At 57.5% G+C, this 15,770-nt stretch carries 13 protein-coding genes; 6 read left to right on the top strand and 7 right to left on the bottom strand.

Annotated features, from left to right (window positions below):
- Nucleotides 1–14 precede the first annotated feature (14 nt).
- Both ROO76_17445 and ROO76_17440 read left to right on the top strand, forming a co-directional pair.
- Nucleotides 15–1,736, top strand: a complete 1,722-nt coding sequence (locus ROO76_17445) for a hypothetical protein (GenBank protein MDT8069951.1) — start codon at nt 15–17, stop codon at nt 1,734–1,736.
- 24 nt (nt 1,737–1,760) lie between these two features.
- Nucleotides 1,761–2,891: a c-type cytochrome gene (locus tag ROO76_17440; GenBank protein MDT8069950.1), complete on the top strand. Its 1,131-nt coding sequence runs from the start codon at nt 1,761–1,763 to the stop codon at nt 2,889–2,891.
- Nucleotides 2,892–2,961: 70 nt separating this feature from the next.
- On the opposite strand, the gene add is transcribed toward ROO76_17440, so the two are convergent.
- Nucleotides 2,962–3,963: an adenosine deaminase gene (add, locus tag ROO76_17435; GenBank protein ID MDT8069949.1), complete on the bottom strand. Its 1,002-nt coding sequence runs from the start codon at nt 3,961–3,963 to the stop codon at nt 2,962–2,964.
- A gap of 68 nt (nt 3,964–4,031) precedes the next feature.
- Nucleotides 4,032–7,046 (bottom strand): carboxypeptidase regulatory-like domain-containing protein, encoded by a 3,015-nt coding sequence (locus ROO76_17430; GenBank protein ID MDT8069948.1) that lies wholly within the window; start codon nt 7,044–7,046, stop codon nt 4,032–4,034.
- A gap of 183 nt (nt 7,047–7,229) precedes the next feature.
- On the opposite strand from ROO76_17430, the gene ROO76_17425 reads away from it, so the two are divergent.
- The 3 genes from ROO76_17425 (at nt 7,230) to glk (ending at nt 10,766) form a co-directional block, all read left to right on the top strand.
- Nucleotides 7,230–8,051 carry a maleylpyruvate isomerase family mycothiol-dependent enzyme gene (locus ROO76_17425; protein ID MDT8069947.1) on the top strand — a complete coding sequence of 274 codons (822 nt, stop codon included), beginning with the start codon at nt 7,230–7,232 and terminating at the stop codon, nt 8,049–8,051.
- 226 nt (nt 8,052–8,277) lie between these two features.
- Nucleotides 8,278–9,738 carry a glucose-6-phosphate dehydrogenase gene (zwf, locus tag ROO76_17420; GenBank protein ID MDT8069946.1) on the top strand — a complete coding sequence of 487 codons (1,461 nt, stop codon included), beginning with the start codon at nt 8,278–8,280 and terminating at the stop codon, nt 9,736–9,738.
- Entirely contained in the window at nt 9,738–10,766 is a 1,029-nt protein-coding gene (gene glk / locus ROO76_17415) for a glucokinase (GenBank protein MDT8069945.1), read from the top strand. Before zwf ends, glk begins: the two co-directional genes overlap by 1 nt.
- A gap of 5 nt (nt 10,767–10,771) precedes the next feature.
- Here glk and ROO76_17410 read toward each other — a convergent pair whose 3' ends face one another.
- Entirely contained in the window at nt 10,772–11,260 is a 489-nt protein-coding gene (locus tag ROO76_17410; GenBank protein ID MDT8069944.1) for an HIT domain-containing protein, read from the bottom strand.
- Between the two features lie 202 nt (nt 11,261–11,462).
- Between ROO76_17410 and ROO76_17405 the strand changes: the two genes are divergently transcribed.
- On the top strand, nt 11,463–12,095 hold the full coding sequence (locus tag ROO76_17405) for a VTT domain-containing protein (protein MDT8069943.1): 633 nt from the start codon (nt 11,463–11,465) through the stop codon (nt 12,093–12,095).
- Between the two features lie 100 nt (nt 12,096–12,195).
- Here the strand turns inward: ROO76_17405 and ROO76_17400 are convergent, their stop codons facing one another.
- The 4 genes from ROO76_17400 to ROO76_17385 form a co-directional block, all read right to left on the bottom strand.
- Entirely contained in the window at nt 12,196–12,729 is a 534-nt protein-coding gene (locus ROO76_17400; GenBank protein ID MDT8069942.1) for a DUF6580 family putative transport protein, read from the bottom strand.
- A 93-nt stretch (nt 12,730–12,822) separates the two neighbouring features.
- Nucleotides 12,823–13,917 (bottom strand): metal-dependent hydrolase, encoded by a 1,095-nt coding sequence (locus ROO76_17395; protein MDT8069941.1) that lies wholly within the window; start codon nt 13,915–13,917, stop codon nt 12,823–12,825.
- 68 nt (nt 13,918–13,985) lie between these two features.
- Nucleotides 13,986–14,936 carry a diacylglycerol kinase family protein gene (locus ROO76_17390; GenBank protein MDT8069940.1) on the bottom strand — a complete coding sequence of 317 codons (951 nt, stop codon included), beginning with the start codon at nt 14,934–14,936 and terminating at the stop codon, nt 13,986–13,988.
- A 79-nt stretch (nt 14,937–15,015) separates the two neighbouring features.
- Nucleotides 15,016–15,765 (bottom strand): DUF4388 domain-containing protein, encoded by a 750-nt coding sequence (locus ROO76_17385; protein MDT8069939.1) that lies wholly within the window; start codon nt 15,763–15,765, stop codon nt 15,016–15,018.
- Nucleotides 15,766–15,770: the final 5 nt, after the last annotated feature.

Below are 15,770 nucleotides of genomic sequence, written 5' to 3'. Positions count from 1 at the left end.
ATACAAGGAAAATCATGGGACGAAAATCTCTGCTGTACGTGTGCTTCGCGATTGTCACCTTTGTTCCGTCTTTCTCCTTCGGCCAGAAGCCTGCGGTGCGCACGAAACCCAAACTGCGCTTTGAAATCAGCTTCCCTGCGACATTGGAAAATAAGCCGCTCGATGGCCACATCATGCTCGGCCTTTCGACCGAGTCTAAGCCGGAGCCGCGGTTTCAATTGCGCGAGGAGACAGCAGAGAGTGGCCAATTCTTCGGCATCGACGTGGACGGTCTCGCGCCCGGTGCTGTTGCAACAGTGGATTCGTCCACGCTCGGTTATCCAAGGCGCAGCGTCGATGAGATTCCACCCGGAGATTATTACGTACAGGCGGTGCTGAATATCTACGAGACGTTTCACCGTGCCGACGGGCATACGGTGAAGCTTCCGCCGGACATGGGTGAGGGCCAGCAGTGGTTTCGCAAGCCCGGCAACCTGATGAGCAAGCCGGTTCGGATGCATATCGATCCGGCAACCGGTGGAGTCGTTCGTATCTCGATGACGGAGAAGATCCCGCCCATCGAGCCGCCGAAGGACACGAAGTACGTCAAACACTTCCGCATACAGAGCAAACTGCTGAGCGACTTCTGGGGCCGCCCGATGTATCTCGGGGCGATCGTGGTGCTTCCTGCGGGTTTCGACGAGCACCCGGAAGCGCACTACCCGTTGCTGGTCGAACAGGGACATTTCCCATCTGATTTCCATTGGTTCCGTGAGCAGCCACCGACCCCGGATCTCAAGGGCCGGCAGTTGGAGATGGCGAAGATCCAGTACCAGAATTTCGAAGACTGGACGAACGGTCGCCTCCCGCACATGCTGCTTCTTCTGATCCAGCACGCAAATCCTTACTATGACGACTCCTACGCGGTGAACTCGGCGAACCTGGGGCCTTATGGCGATGCAATCACGAAAGAATTAATCCCCGAAGTCGAGAAGCGTTTTCGCGGAATTGGGCAAGGTTGGGCGCGCGTGCTCGAGGGTGGTTCAACCGGCGGATGGGAAGCGCTTGCGAGCCAGATTTTCTATCCCGATTTCTACAACGGCAGCTTTGGCTTCTGTCCCGATCCGATCGATTTTCACGCGTACCAGGCGGTTGACATCTACGACGATAAGAACGCCTACTGGGACGAAGGACCGTTTGGCAGGGTTCCGCGGCCGGATATGCGGACTCCAACCGGGAAGATACTGGCGGAGATGGAACCGGCATACCGTCGCGAGCGCGTGATGGGGACGCATGGTCGCTCTACCGAGCAGTTCGACATCTGGCAAGCCGTGTTTAGCCCCGTGGGCCCGGACGGTTACCCGAAGCCCATCTGGGACCCGGCGACCGGAAAGATCGACCCTGAAGTCGCGAAGTACTGGCAGGAGCACTACGACCTCGATCACATCCTGCGGACAAACATCGCAACGCTGGGCCCGAAACTTGTCGACAAACTGCACATCACCGTTGGCGATATGGACACCTGGTACCTGAACAACGCCGTTCACCTGACCCAGGACTTCCTCGACAGCTCGAAGAATCCCTATCGGATCGCGGATTTCGAGTACGGCTACATGCAACCGCACTGCTACGCAGGCGGGGGAAAGATCACGAACCGGCAGTCGTACCAGGCGATGATGCAGCGCGTGATGCCAATATTGGCGAAGCACATCGAAGAGACCGCGCCTAAGGGCGCCGACATGAGTTGGAAGTACTAGCGGGTGAATTTCCGGAGGGTGAGGATGGCAATAAAGAGAGTGGGGAGTGTTGTGCTCGTGGTCCTGGTAGGCGCAGTCGCTTCGTATGCAGGCTTTCAGGCGTCGGCGCAGAGTGCAACAACGCAGAAAACAGCGGCACAGCAATTCAAGAACATCCAGGTACTGAAGGGGATCCCGGCCGGTCAACTGATCCCGACCATGCAGTTCATCAGTGCGTCGCTCAATGTTGAGTGCACGTTCTGCCACGTCGAGCATGAGTTCCAGAAAGACGACAAGAAGCCCAAGCAAATTGCCCGCAAGATGATGCAGATGGAGATTGCTATCAATGCGAATAACTTCGAGGGGCATCAGGAAGTGACGTGCAACACCTGTCACCGCGGATCGACGCACCCAGACTCAGTTCCCGCCATTGCCGAGGCGAATGCGAAGCCACCGATGGGCGGTGGCGGCGAGGAGTCAAGCGCGAATCTTCCAACCGCGCAGGAAGTCGTCGATAAATACATCGCCGCGGTTGGTGGGAAGGGCGCGATCGGGAAACTGACGAGCCTCAGCGAGAAGGGCACGATGAGCGGCTTCGGCGGCCGAGAAATGACAATCGACATTTATACGAAGGCGCCGGATGAGCGTGCTTCGATCGCGCACATGCCGATGGGCGAGAGCGTCACGGCCGTCAACCAGCGGGGCGGATGGCTTGGGATGGGGAATAGGCCCCCGCGCGAGATGAGTGATGCCGATGCTAACGGTTACCGGCTGGAGGCGAAATTCGCGCTGGTGCCGAACCTCGATCAGGTCTTTGAAAAGCTGCGCGTCATCAAGCCGGAAAAGATTGGCGACCGGGACACCCTGCTCGTCGTGGGACTCCGACAGGGAGACCCGCCCGTGAGATTGAACTTTGACCAGCAGTCCGGACTGCTGGTGCGTTTGACTCGCTACACACAGACGGCGCTCGGTCGCAACCCGGTTCAGATCGATTTCGCGGATTACCGCGATCTCGATGGCGTGAAGATTCCTTATCGCTGGACTCTAGGTCGACCGCACGGCAGCTTTACCATCCAGGTGAATCAGGCACAAGCCAACGTGCCGATCGACGACGCGAAGTTCACGAAGCCAGAGGCGCCGGCAGGAAATTCGCAAGGCCCGGGTTCAGGGCACTGACATCGGCGGAGAAAGCCCCATCCCGGCAAAAGGCGCCGCGATGGGGCACCCTCTCTCAGTGCATTTACGCTCACGAGTACGCTCCGCGCAACCGAGCCGAGAGTTGCTTCTTCAAGTCGTCCGGGATGAACGCAGCCTCGACGGCGTTCAGGTTGCACTTGAGGAATTTCTCGTCCGTCCACCCGAACGCGCGTCGCATGTTCTCGTATTCCTGCTCGAGCGTGATGTCGGTAATCGTGCGCGCATCTGTGCTGATGCTGACGGAGAGTCCGGCGCAATAGAGAGCGTCGAGAGCGTGTTCTGCCATCTCGCGATAGACATTGGTCTGGAGATTGCTCGAAGGGCAGACTTCGAGATGAATCTGCTGCTCGCGCAGCGAACTGACTAGTGCCGCATCTTCGATGCTGCGTACACCGTGCCCAATACGGTTAGGGTTCAGGAGTCTCAGTGTATCCCAAACACTCTGTGCGCCCGCGGCTTCTCCGGCGTGTGCGGTGCGACAAAGATTGTTGGCTCGGGCGTATTCGTACGCGGGAACGTGCGATTCAATCGGGTAGCCCGCTTCATCGCCGGCGAGGTCAAGGGCTACAACATTCGTGCCCTTGAATTTCTTCACCAGTGCAGCGGTGATCAATCCCTGTTCGGTGCTGAAATGGCGGAGGGTGCAGAGAACCAGGCGGACCTCTGTTCCGGTCTCGCGCATGGCATCCGTCGTAGCTGCATCGACCGTTTCGACGACCGCTTCGGGTGTCAGCCCTTTTGCAAGGTGGAGCAGGGGCGCGAAACGCACCTCGCCGTAGATAACATTGTCTGCCCGTAACTGACGAATTACGTCGGACGTGACCGCACGGAGCTCCTCTTCCGTCTGCATCAACTCGAATCCCTTCGGCGCGTGCTTCAGGAAATCGGCAAGGTTCGTGCATCGGCGCGGAGCTACGAATTGTTCGCGGTAAGTCTCCTCGGAAATCTCAGGACGGAGCGCCCGCACGACTTCATAACTCAGGGAACAGTCGAGATGCAGATGAAGTTCTACTTTGGGAAGCACGTAGCCATATTCAAAGAAATTCGACAACCACGCAATAGTCCGCAAAAAGAGGACCGCCGTTGCCGACGGTCCGACATAATCTACGGAAAGGAAGGTTAGAACGTGAGCTTTACCGATAACTGGGTTTCTCTCGGATCGCCGACACCCAACCGCAGGAAGCCGTTGAAATCAAACAGCGGCGGAGCCGAGAGCGTATTAACGTTGTTCTTGCTGTTGAAGGTGTTGAACATCTCGACCTGCGGCGTGAGCTTTACGCGTTCTGACAGATGGAAGTCGCGCGAGAGTCGCCAATCCAGGGACGTATAAGCGTTGTCCTTGCGACCGAAGTTGCGTGGTGCAGTGTCCGTGCGCGGCTGCGCATTCGGCTGTGCCGAGTGCGCCTGGAAGCGAACGTTGCCATCGAATGCCCATGGCAACTTGCCGGTCAGGTACATGTTGAACTTGTGGCGTGCGTCACGATTGGATGGTGCCCAGTCGAGATAAGTCGGGAAGCAGGCATCAAGGTTATCGAGGCCGCAACCCGTCAACGGAGGACCGCTGAAGTCGTTGAATGGGTCACGTTCATTCGAGTCGGTATCGTAGTCGCGCGAGTAAACATAGTTCGCCTCCATTTGGAAGCGGTGGCTCATGCGCTTGCGAATGCCGAAGGTTCCGCCTTTGTAGTCGGAATGTGCGTTACTGCCGTGAACGAAGAGATCGCCAAGCGTTGGAGTGAACAGGTTCCGATCGGCACGATCCCAGTTGTAGAAAGTCGTAAGATATTCGCCCTTCGACCAGGTGAAATCCACATACACGGAAACGTCGCGCGCTACTTCCTGTTCGAATTGCGTGTTGTACGAGTAGATTCGCGGGTTTTTGTAATTGCGATCGAAGACGTGAACCCCGGGAGCGAGTCCTGGGCCGATGCCGCTGCTGATCACGTTCGGGTATGTGGGTGGCTGATAGCAGACTGGGCAGGCAAGAGCCCACGAACCGCTGGTTAGAGTTTGCTGCTGCACGCCATTGGTGGTGAGGGCGCTCGTTTGCGTGAGCATATTCTGACGACCGTTGTAGATCCCAGCGCTGGCGCGCCATACGGATTTTCCCTTGCCGCCTACATCCCAGGCCATACCTAAGCGGGGTTGGAATTCCTTCCACTGGCTCGGAAGTTTACCGTCGGATGGAAATGCCGGGTTGTTCAGGAACACACCATAGGGAGTTTGGGACGGTGGCGTAACTGGATCCGGGAATGTCTGTGCTTCCCAGCGCAGCCCATAGCTCAGGGTGAAGTTTCGCGTCACTTGCCACTTGTCCTGTGCAAACAGCGCCAGGTCTTCATTACTGAACGTTGAGGCACCAGTCGCGTCGGTGGCCGGGCCGTTGAGGGCTGCACCCTGCAAGTACAGCAAAAGCGGTCCATTGATTACACCGCCCGCGCAGGTCTGGCCCATGTTGTAAGTTGCCCAACTACCATCGCCACATTCGGCCGTGCTCGGTCCGAAGCCGTTGAGAGCTTCTGGCGAGGTGTAGCGCAGGAATCCCACAACCGAATCGAACAGGTACCGCCCTTGGAAGAAGCCGCGGAAAACCTGCGAATTCAAGCTGTGGATCCACTCGCCTCCGAACTTGATGTTGTGTCGGCCTTTAACAATGGAGAAGTTGTCTTTGGCCTGTGTGCGCCAGAATATCTCGTCAACGTTCGGCTGCAGGAAGAAGGGGTTTCCGAAGCGGAACGACGGACCAAAACCGATGCCGGTATCGGCGCCAAAGACGTCGTTCGCTTGCCGAGGACGGTTTTCTCGTCCGTAAGTAAAGTGCGCTTCGTTCAGTTTGTCCGCCGAGATGGTTGTAAAGAGATTGAGGTTGATGGCCTGGATCTTACTGGGACCTTCGGTTCCATTCGCAGAAAGTCCATAGGTTCCAACATCGAAAGTCTGGTTCTTGTTCTTGGAGTAGTCAAAGTTGTAGGACGCGCTGAGTTTGTTTGCAGTGTTGACTACCCAGTCCCACTTCGCAAGAGTCGCCGAATTGTTGATCGTGTGCGGAACGGGCTTGGATTCATCATCGTTCAATGCGGTTTTGTAGTAGCTCAACAATGCCAGCCGCTGGCAATCGACATTCGCCGCAAGCCCGCTATCGCCAATCAAATCCGGCGTTGTGCTCGGACATGCGGTGTCCCCGGCTTGCACGCTAAGGTTCGGCCGCTGGAGGTTCTCGAAGATCTGCTCGAAGGCGCCAAAGAAGAACATCTTGTCTTTCTTGATGGGCCCGCCAATGGTGCCGCCGAACTGCTCGCGGTGGAAGTCTTTCAGGGGTTTGCCATCCGAGGTGTTCGAACTGAGTCCCTCCGTGCGCCCGAACATGAACGCAGACCCGTGCATGTCGTTGGTTCCGGACTTGGTGACAACGTTGACCACACCTCCGGCAGTGCGTCCGAACTCGGCGCTTGCGCCACTGGCTACGACTTGGAACTCGCCGACGGCATCGAGCGTGATGTCAATGGCGGCGCGCTGTCCGCCCATTTGCTCGCCGAAGAATCCGTTGTTGTAGTCGCCGCCATCAAGGCTGATGTTGTTGAAGATGCCGCGCTGGCCGTTGAAATTGATCTCGTCCCCGTCCGGGCCCTGCGAAATACTCACGCCCGGTGTAAGGGTAAGGAAGTCTTCGAACTTGCGTCCAAGGGTTGGCGTGTCTTCGACCGCCTGCTGGTCCAGGGTCGAGCTGGACTCCGTTTTCACTGCATCAACCAGCGGCGTATCGGTGACCACAACTCTTTCCGAACCTTGCGAGACCTTCATGGCGAGATTCAGAGTGATAGCCTGGCCGACCGTAAGGTTCAGGTTTTCCTGAACAAGGGTTGCAAAACCTTGTTTTCCGCTGACTGTAACGGTGTAAGGACCGGGTTGAAGGGCAAGGAAGACAAACCGGCCACTGTCATCGGTTGTGGCTTGGCGCGTAAAGTTGGTTTCCGTGTTTCTGACCTCAACCGATGCGCCGGGTAGAATGGCGCCGGATGGATCAGAAACGTTCCCCTGGATGACGCCTGTCGTTGCTTGGGTTTGCGCGAAAAGCTGAAATGAGGCGAAAAGGCAGATAAACAGTAGGATCCCCGTAACACGGTATCTTTGCATCGTGTCCTCCGGTTGGTAACTGCTGTTGAGCCAATCCGTCGCCGGAATGGGGTGCGGCTTCGGGGTGGGTACTGGGCTGTCGGATTCGGGCGGATTATACAGGCACAAAAGTGTTTTCGTGAATGTGAAAAGCTGTGGAAATCGAGGTTAGAATTGGGCCCAGCGAGACTTGAGAGGAACAGCTTGGAACCGATCTACGTGGCCGACCTTTTCCCCGTCCTGGATACTAAGCTGATTGAACTGCTTCGGGTACTCACGCCCGAGCAGTGGAATCGCCGCGCCACCCCAAACTGGACCGTCCACCAGGTCGCGGCCCACCTGCTCGATGGGAACCTGCGTCGGCTATCGATGGCGCGCGACAAGTATTTCGGAGAGAGTTTCAGCGGCAGTTCAGAGCAGGATTTTGTTCGCTTTCTCCTTGGTCTCAATGCGGATTGGGTACGAGCCTTTCGCAGGATCAGCCCGCCCGTCTTGATTGAATTACTCGCAGCGGCGAATCGCGAAGTCGCCCAGTACTTCCAGTCGCTCGACCCGCACGGCCCGGCCGCGTTCCCGGTCAGTTGGGCGGGAGAAAGCCAGTCGGAGAACTGGTTCGACATCGCACGCGAGTACACCGAGAAATGGCATCACCAGCAGCAGATCCGTGAAGCCGCAGGTCAAGATGGGATTATGGCACGGGAGTTGTATCACCCAGTGCTGGACACGTTCATGCGGTCTCTACCCTATTGCTATCGCAATGTGGACGCCACCCCAGCGTCAACCTTGGCTGTACATGTCACCGGCGATGCCGGCGGCGATTGGTTCCTTTCCCGAGGTCCGGGCAACTGGCAGCTTTCCCGGCACAGCGTCGGAGAAATTCGTGCTGAGGTTACGATCCCGGGGGAAATTGCATGGAAGCTTTTCACTAAGGGCCTTTCGGAAGATGCTGCGGATGAATACCTGTCGCATTCAGGTGACTCCGTCCTATCCAGACCGATAACTCGCGTCCTTGCAATTGTGGGATGAAGCAACGATACGGTCGCGTCTGATCCCTGGCGCCAAAATCGCAATCCAATATTCAGGCTCCCCGGCTCGAGCGACCGGCAAGGTATACTTTTGTTCCTCTGGTCGCGGTGGGGTGCCATGACCAACAGATTCTGGGGGCTTTCTTAGCGTGTCTATCTCGGCGCCGTTGGCTACAAACCTCGAAGAGCAAGCTGACCTGATCAGTCGGACCGCCGGGCCCTGCGTCATGGTGATTTTCGGCGCTGCTGGCGATTTGACCAAGCGGAAGCTTGTACCCGCACTCTACCACCTCGCAAAGGCGAACCTCCTTTCGAGCGAGTTCGCGGTGATGGGGGTGTCCAAGGACGAGCTTACGCAGGAACAATGGTGCGAGCAGGTCACTGCATTCATCGAACCGTCGGAACGGTCTTCGGACGCATGGAAGTCGTTCAGCCAGCGGCTCTATTACGAGCAGGGCGAGTTCGAAGACCCGCCAAGCTTTTCCAAACTCGCGGGTCGACTGCAGGAGCTCGACAAGCAGCACGGAACCGGAGGCAATTATCTCTTCTACCTCGCGACCGCTCCCAAGTTTTTTGGAACCATCGTGCAGCAGTTGGGCACAGCGGGCCTGGCAACTCAGCAAAATGGCGTCTGGCGGCGAGTCATCATTGAGAAGCCGTTCGGGAACGATTTGGATTCTGCCAAGGCACTGAACCGGCAAATCCACGCGGTTTTGGAAGAGAACCAGATATACCGGATCGACCACTATCTCGGCAAAGACACGGTTCAGAACATTCTCGTCTTCCGCTTCGGCAACGGCATCTTCGAGCCAATCTGGAACCGCCGTTACGTCGACCACGTGCAGATTACGAACGCGGAAACGGTCGGCGTAGAGACACGCGGCGGATATTTCGACGCTGCCGGCACGCTGCGCGACATGGTTCCGAACCACATCATGCAACTGATCAGCCTGACCGCGATGGAGCCGCCAGTATCGTTTGAAGCCAATGCCGTGCACGACGAGCAGGCGAAGGTGCTCTCAGCCATCCAGCGCATGAGTTCCGAAGATGTGCTGCACAACAGTGTGCGCGGCCAGTACGGAGCGGGCATTGTCGAGGGTGAGCGTGTTTCCCCTTACCGCAGTGAAAGTGGTGTCAATCCAGACTCTCGCACCGAGACGTTCGTTGCACTCAAGCTGAACATCGACAACTGGCGCTGGGCTGGCGTGCCGTTTTATGTTCGTACCGGCAAGCGTCTGGCGGCGCGCCATACGGAAATTACAATTCAGTTCAAACGCGCCCCTTTTGTGCTCTTCCGGAAGACGCCTGTGCATACGTTGACCTCCAACCAACTGGTCATGCACATTCAACCGGAGGAAGGCATCTCACTTAGTTTCGGAGCAAAAATTCCGGGCCCGCTGCTGAAACTGGGCTCGGTTGAGATGAGCTTTGAGTACTCCAACTACTTCGGCGCCGTACCCTACAACGGATACGAGGTGCTGCTGTACGACTGCATGATCGGCGACGGCACGCTGTTCCAGCGGTCCGACATGGTGGAAGCCGGGTGGAGCATCGTCGATCCCGTGCTCGACGTCTGGACCGCGCTGCCCCCACGTAGCTTTCCCAACTACGCCGCGGGTAGTTGGGGGCCGAAGGATTCCGACGAACTCATGGCGCGCGACGGACGGCAGTGGAGGAAGATCGTCTAATGATTCTCGCAGGCGATATCGGAGGGACGCATATTCGCTTGGCTGCCTTCGAACTCGAGGGCAACAAGCTGCACTGTTGTGTAGAGAAGATCTACGAAGCCGCCGAACACAAGGGCCTGCAGGAGCCGCTGAAGAAATTCATTATGGGCGAGGGAATTCCCGTCGACCGCGCCTGCTTCGGGGTCGCCGGCCCGGTGCGTCATAACCGCGTCAAGGTTTCGAATCTCGACTGGACGATTGACGGCGGCGAAGTCGCTGAGCAGTTGCGGTTAAGAGCCGTCGGGCTGCTGAACGACCTGGAAGCTTATGCCTATGGCATTGGCGCCCTCGAATCGAAGGACTTCATCACCTTGCAGGAAGGTGCACCCGAGGCCGTCGGCAACACCGCCGTAATCTCGGCCGAAACCGGACTGGGTGAGGCGGGACTATTCTGGGATGGCTTCCGCATGCACCCATTTGCGTGTGAAGGCGGGCATGCCGATTTCGCCCCGCGCAGTGAACTCGAAATCGAACTTCTGAAGTACTTGCTGAAGCGCTACGGCCATGTCAGTTGGGAGCGGCTACTCTCTGGACCGGGTATTCGCAATATCTACGAGTTTCTCCGCGATTCTCAGCGAGCCGAGGAACCGAAGTGGCTGACGGAGGAAATCGAACACGCGCATGATGTTCCAGCGCTGATTTCGCAGCACGCTTTGGATCACAAAGCTGCGATCTGCGAACAAACCATGAGCCTGTTCGTAAGCCTCTACGGCGCCGAAGCCGGGAACTGCGCTTTGAAGTTCATGTCGCTCGGTGGGCTTTATATTGGCGGCAGCATCGCGCCCAAGATCCTGCCGCTGATGCAACAACCGGTGTTCCTCGAATCATTCTGCGCGAAGGGACGCATGCAGAAGCTGTTGGAGGACATGCCGGTCAAAATCGTGGTGAACGACGACGCCGGCATCATCGGTGCCGCGCGATACACCCTGGTACAGAAGGCCTTCGGACGAAAGCCCGCCGAGGACGGTGCCGCTCCCAGTCGGCATTGATGTCTTTACTCGATTTCCGAGAATTTCTGTTTAAGTCTGATGAATGTCTGTTCCAGGGCTTCGGGGAGGACCCTCGTTTCACCGACGACGGTCATAAAGTTCGCGTCCGCCACCCAGCGAGGCAGAACGTGCATGTGGATGTGTCCGGCGATTCCGGCGCCCGCTGCTTTGCCCATATTCATGCCGAGATTCACACCTTCCGGTTGGTAGAGCTCTCGCAGCACTGCTTCCGTTCTCTGGCAGAGCGACATCATTTCCTGTGCGGCGGCATCCGGGAGCTTCTGCAACTCATCGAGATGATGATACGGGACGACCATCACGTGCCCGCTGGTGTAGGGAAAGGCATTGAGAATGATGAAGCAGTGCTTGCCCCGGAATACGATGCCCGCCTGCTCGTCGGTGCGCTTTGAGGCCTCGCAGAAGACACAGCCCTCAATCTTGTCGGCGCCAGTGATATAGGCATAGCGCCAGGGTGTCCAAAGATAGTCCATCATCTGAAGAGTAAAGCTGCGCACGGTGAAACCGCAAAGAGAAAAACCGCAGGATAGTAGATGCACGTTTTTAGACGTCGCTTCATCGACAGTATCGAGCACAGCCATTACAATCAAAGATTGGTGCTTGACGCTGAGCGGTTCCTGAAGGCACAGCATTCCTGCCAGAGGCGCCGAAATCCTACCGCCCAAGACCACGCGATTCGTGAAGGCGCTTAAAATCTTTTTCACAAAATATCAGGCGTATATCCAGGGCCTGCTGCTGCCGCTGGGGCCCTTCGGGGTCTTCCTTATCGCGGCGATCGATGCCTCATTTTTCGGTGTCCCGATGGACCCCATCGTCGCCGTCTTCGTTCATGCAGATCCGCGGCGAGCGGTGATCTACGTTTTACTGGCGGCTGTAGGTTCGGCGGTCGGAAGCCTTGTTCCCTATGTGATTGGCTATAAAGGCGGCGAGGCCTTCGTCGTGAAGAAGGTTGGGCAGGAACGGTTCAATCGGGTGCACCGTCTCTCCGAGAAGTACGGAGAACTGGCGCTGATTATTCCGGCCATGATGCCCCCTGGATTTCCTTTCAAGCTCTTTGTCTTCTCCGCCGGGGTAGCGGAGATGAATTGGGCACACTTCATGCTGGCGGTTTTCACCGGCAGGCTGTTGCGCTTCGCCATTTTGGCTGTACTCGTCATCGAATTTGGGCCGCAGGTAATTCAACTCATGGAATCCTTGGTGGCGCGACACGGATCGCTGGTGCTGGGGACTTTCGTCGCGTTACTCGTGGCTGGAATTCTCTGGTACCTGCTGCGCAAGAAGAAATCCCATTCAGTGATTCCTACTGAGTAGAAGGTGCTTCGTAGGGGCGCACACCTGGGAGCCAGGCATACTTGCGAAACACAAGGCCGCCAAATTGGCGGCCTGATTTCAGTGAAAAACCAGTTGTCGTCTACGCCCGTTCGCGGGCGGCGTTGCGGTGCAGTAACTCGATCGCCACTGGCACGCTGAAGAACGCCAGCGCGAAAACCATGTCGGAAACCAGCGTGTTGCGGAAGAACGGCAGCGCCAGCGTATAGCACTCCACCAAGCCGGCCCAAGTCTTCGGGTACATGTTCCAGGCGAGGAACACGCCGAGGTTGCTGATCAGGAAGAACGAGATCGAGGCGATCAGCGACGCTCCGGCAACGCGCACCAGTTTGTCATTCTTGCGCAGCATCATCCCGAGGGCCAGTGCCGCGGCGTACCAGATCCAACTGACCGCCGTATCGGCTTTGAACGGATACTGGTAGACGAACTTCGTCAGAATGACATCGGAGGCGGCGAACAGAACCAGTGGAATCCAGAACTGCTTGCGCGGCATCTTGGCGCCGAAAAACAGCAGCGAGGCGGCCAACGGCACGAATTGGAATGGCAATCCGAGAATATGCATCGGAATGGCGAAGCGGATGACAATTGCAAGCAGGACGAATACGTAAGCTAACATGCTCACCTCACGAATCTATGATTGTGGCAAGCGGAAGCGGGAACGTCAAGACGCAACCGAAGAATCGAACATCGGGTAACCCGATAAATTCTATTATGGCTGCCGCTCATCCGGTTCGGGCGTTCGTTCTAAGCGATTCTTGATGAAATTCCGCGTGAAGAAACCCTCTTTCACCGGCCTTAACTCTGGATCGAGGAGCACGTAGCAACTGAGTGGGATGCCACGCCGCTCGGGATACGCGTAACGGACATCACTGAAGCTGACGATGTACCCTGCGGGATCGGTGCGCCTTTCGACCTCTATGACAGGGAATCGTGCCCAATCCATGAAGGCTCCGCCAAGATACGTCGCCTTCGCCGCCTCGATCACTTCAGTGTCCTGCGGTTTGTAGTAGGTTTCTTCTTTGTCGCCAACCTTAACTTCCGGTTCCAACGAATCGACGATGAAGGCTTGGTACGTTGCGGAGGTCTGTGCTACTCCGAGCCAGCGGAATGGGGTGCCTTCATAAGGGAACGCGCCGAGCCGAGTCGCAACCTGGCCCTTGTAGAGCACGGAATTCATCGCGGCCAGCGCCCGGCGATGCTCGTAGTCGCGCACCCCCCAAACCAGTGCGACGAGCACCAGGGCAGTGATGGCTCCCCCGCGTCCGCGTAATCCACGTTTCCGCGCACCTATCTCGGCGTTCACAAGCCCGAAGAGCGAGGGCAAGAGAAGTCCGCCGATCAGGAAGACGTACAACACCGGTTCGATGATGGAAACGATATCCCACGCGACCCAGTGATTCCAGAAGGGCCAGAACGGGCGCACACCGTAGCTGTTGGTGAAATCCAGCAGGATGTGGCTGTAACCTGCGATACACGCCAATCCGAACAGAATCCCCCACCGCGGAACCAGTCTCGGCGTAGCGAACTCCGGCAGCGGCTTAAGCGGACGCCACCGCCGGTAAACCGTGTGTACGACGTACACGAGCAGCACGACCGCGGCAGCGACGAAGGGAATCCCAAAGACAGTGTGCGTGAACCCGCGATGGTGTACAAAACCGGCGGCGCTGCTGCGGAAGTACCAGAGCATGTCAATGTCCGGCGCTTCGGCGGCAAGCACCATCGTTGCTGTCGCAAGAGCAGTCTTCCGGCGGAACCCAGCCCGGCTCAGGCATGCGCCATAAAGAAAGTGTGTGACCGGTTCCAAGAGTTTTCCGCGCCTCCGATGGTACGGTGCCAGGGACGCTTCGCTACGCCCCTGGGCGACGAATCAGTCTACGGAGCCGGCATGAGTAGCGCAAATGCGTCTGGAACGGTGCTGATTTCCGCCGGTAGCGTGCCTAGCGATTCGCCGTCTGCCTGCGAGTGAATCGCGGAAGTCACGCTCGTCGGAACCGGCCGGCACACGGCGCGTGTCGCCGGAACGATATCCACGCCGGAAATGACGGGACAGCCTCCTGCAATGCACCGCAGCGTCCCCATCAGCACGCGTGCGCGATTTGGGGTCTTCACAACCAGGATGCGCAGCACCGGGTCGGCCAGCGATGCCCCAGGACGCCATCGTTTGACGATTCCGGAAAACATCGCGACCTTGATCGCAAGAAGTTCATATGCGCCCATAGTGCGCTGTGTTCCATCCGACAACGTGAGATCGATTTCGAACGCAGTTCGCGGTTCGAGGAACATAAGCCGGAACCCGGACTTGTAATACGCCATCATGCCGCTGCGGCTCTTCAGCTTCGAATGCGCCTCGTAGATCATCTTCGCGTGCAGGCCGAGACCGGCCGCCGCGAGAAAATATCGTTTCACACTACTTCCGTTGGGAATATCCGTGGTGATCTGCCCGACCGCGATTCTGCGCGGCACAAACTTTAGTTGCATGGACGCCGCCTGCGAGGAAGCGTGCGGGAGTCCGAGATTGTTGGCGACGACATTACCCGTGCCGAGTGGAATGATTCCCATCGCCGTCAGAGCCTTGGTTGCGACTAGAGCCTGCAATATCTCGTGAACCGTCCCATCCCCGCCACAGGCGAACAGAACCTCACATCCGCGGTTCACGATTTCGCAAGTCTGCTCTGTCGCGGTACCAGGCCCCGCGATTGGGATCAGTTCGGTCTCCCAGCCTGCGTTTTTCCATATCTGCGCCGAGTGGCCAACGATTTCCTCCCGCGCAATGCGGCCATGACCGGAAGCTGGATTCAATAAGAAGACCGCTCGGCGGCTCATGTGGAGAGTCTAACCACGAACTGCACGAAGGTACACGAAGAATCCCTTGGTGCGCCTTAGTATCCTGAGTGGTTCGAGCTTATGCATCGAGAACGTTATCTTCCGATGCGTCGCGATTGGCCTCGTCGAAAAGGCGCAGGCCTTCCATCAGGAGACCTTGCGTGGAGCGGGTGATGGTTTGTTCAGAAGTCGATTCGGTGAAGTCGACGTCGAAATTGCCATCCTGCCAAGTGAGGACTCTGTAAACGGCCTCATCGCCGACGAGGGTGCCATATACTGCGTGGTTGATCTGGCCCTCGTTAAAGTAGATCTCGCAGCGATCGTCCGCGTTCGTCAGGGTAAGGCGGCACGTCTTGCGGCCCAGTTCGAGCGACTGCAGCAGATCAATGACGTTCATCTGCTGCAGAGTACCGCGCAGCGTATCACCGCCCGGCGCCTCGCGAGCCATCTTCTCCAGCGCGATCTTGTCGATGATGCGCTTGATGCGTGCCGTCGCTTCCTTCACGAAGAACGGCTTTTCCAAAAAGTCCTCGACCTTGTCTTCGACTATCTTGAGCTTTTCGTTCTGGTCGGCCTTCGTGGCCATCAGGATGATTGGCAGCTTTGCGGTTGCGGCACGATCCTTGATCTTTTCGACCAACTGGCGACCATCCATGCCCGGCATCTGGTAGTCGGTGATAAGCAGGTCGGGCGGTGATTCGACAACCTTGAGCAGTCCTTCGGCGGAGTCTGTGGTGGTCTCCAAAGTGGCGAACTTCGCCAGAGCCTGGCTCAACATGCCCAGGATCATCGGATTGTCGTCAATAAGGAGAACCCGCACACCCGGCATGGCCA

This window comes from Terriglobia bacterium, from assembly GCA_032252755.1.
GTDB lineage: Bacteria > Acidobacteriota > Terriglobia > Terriglobales > Acidobacteriaceae > JAVUPY01.
This window is presented reverse-complemented; position numbering and strand designations above follow the sequence as displayed.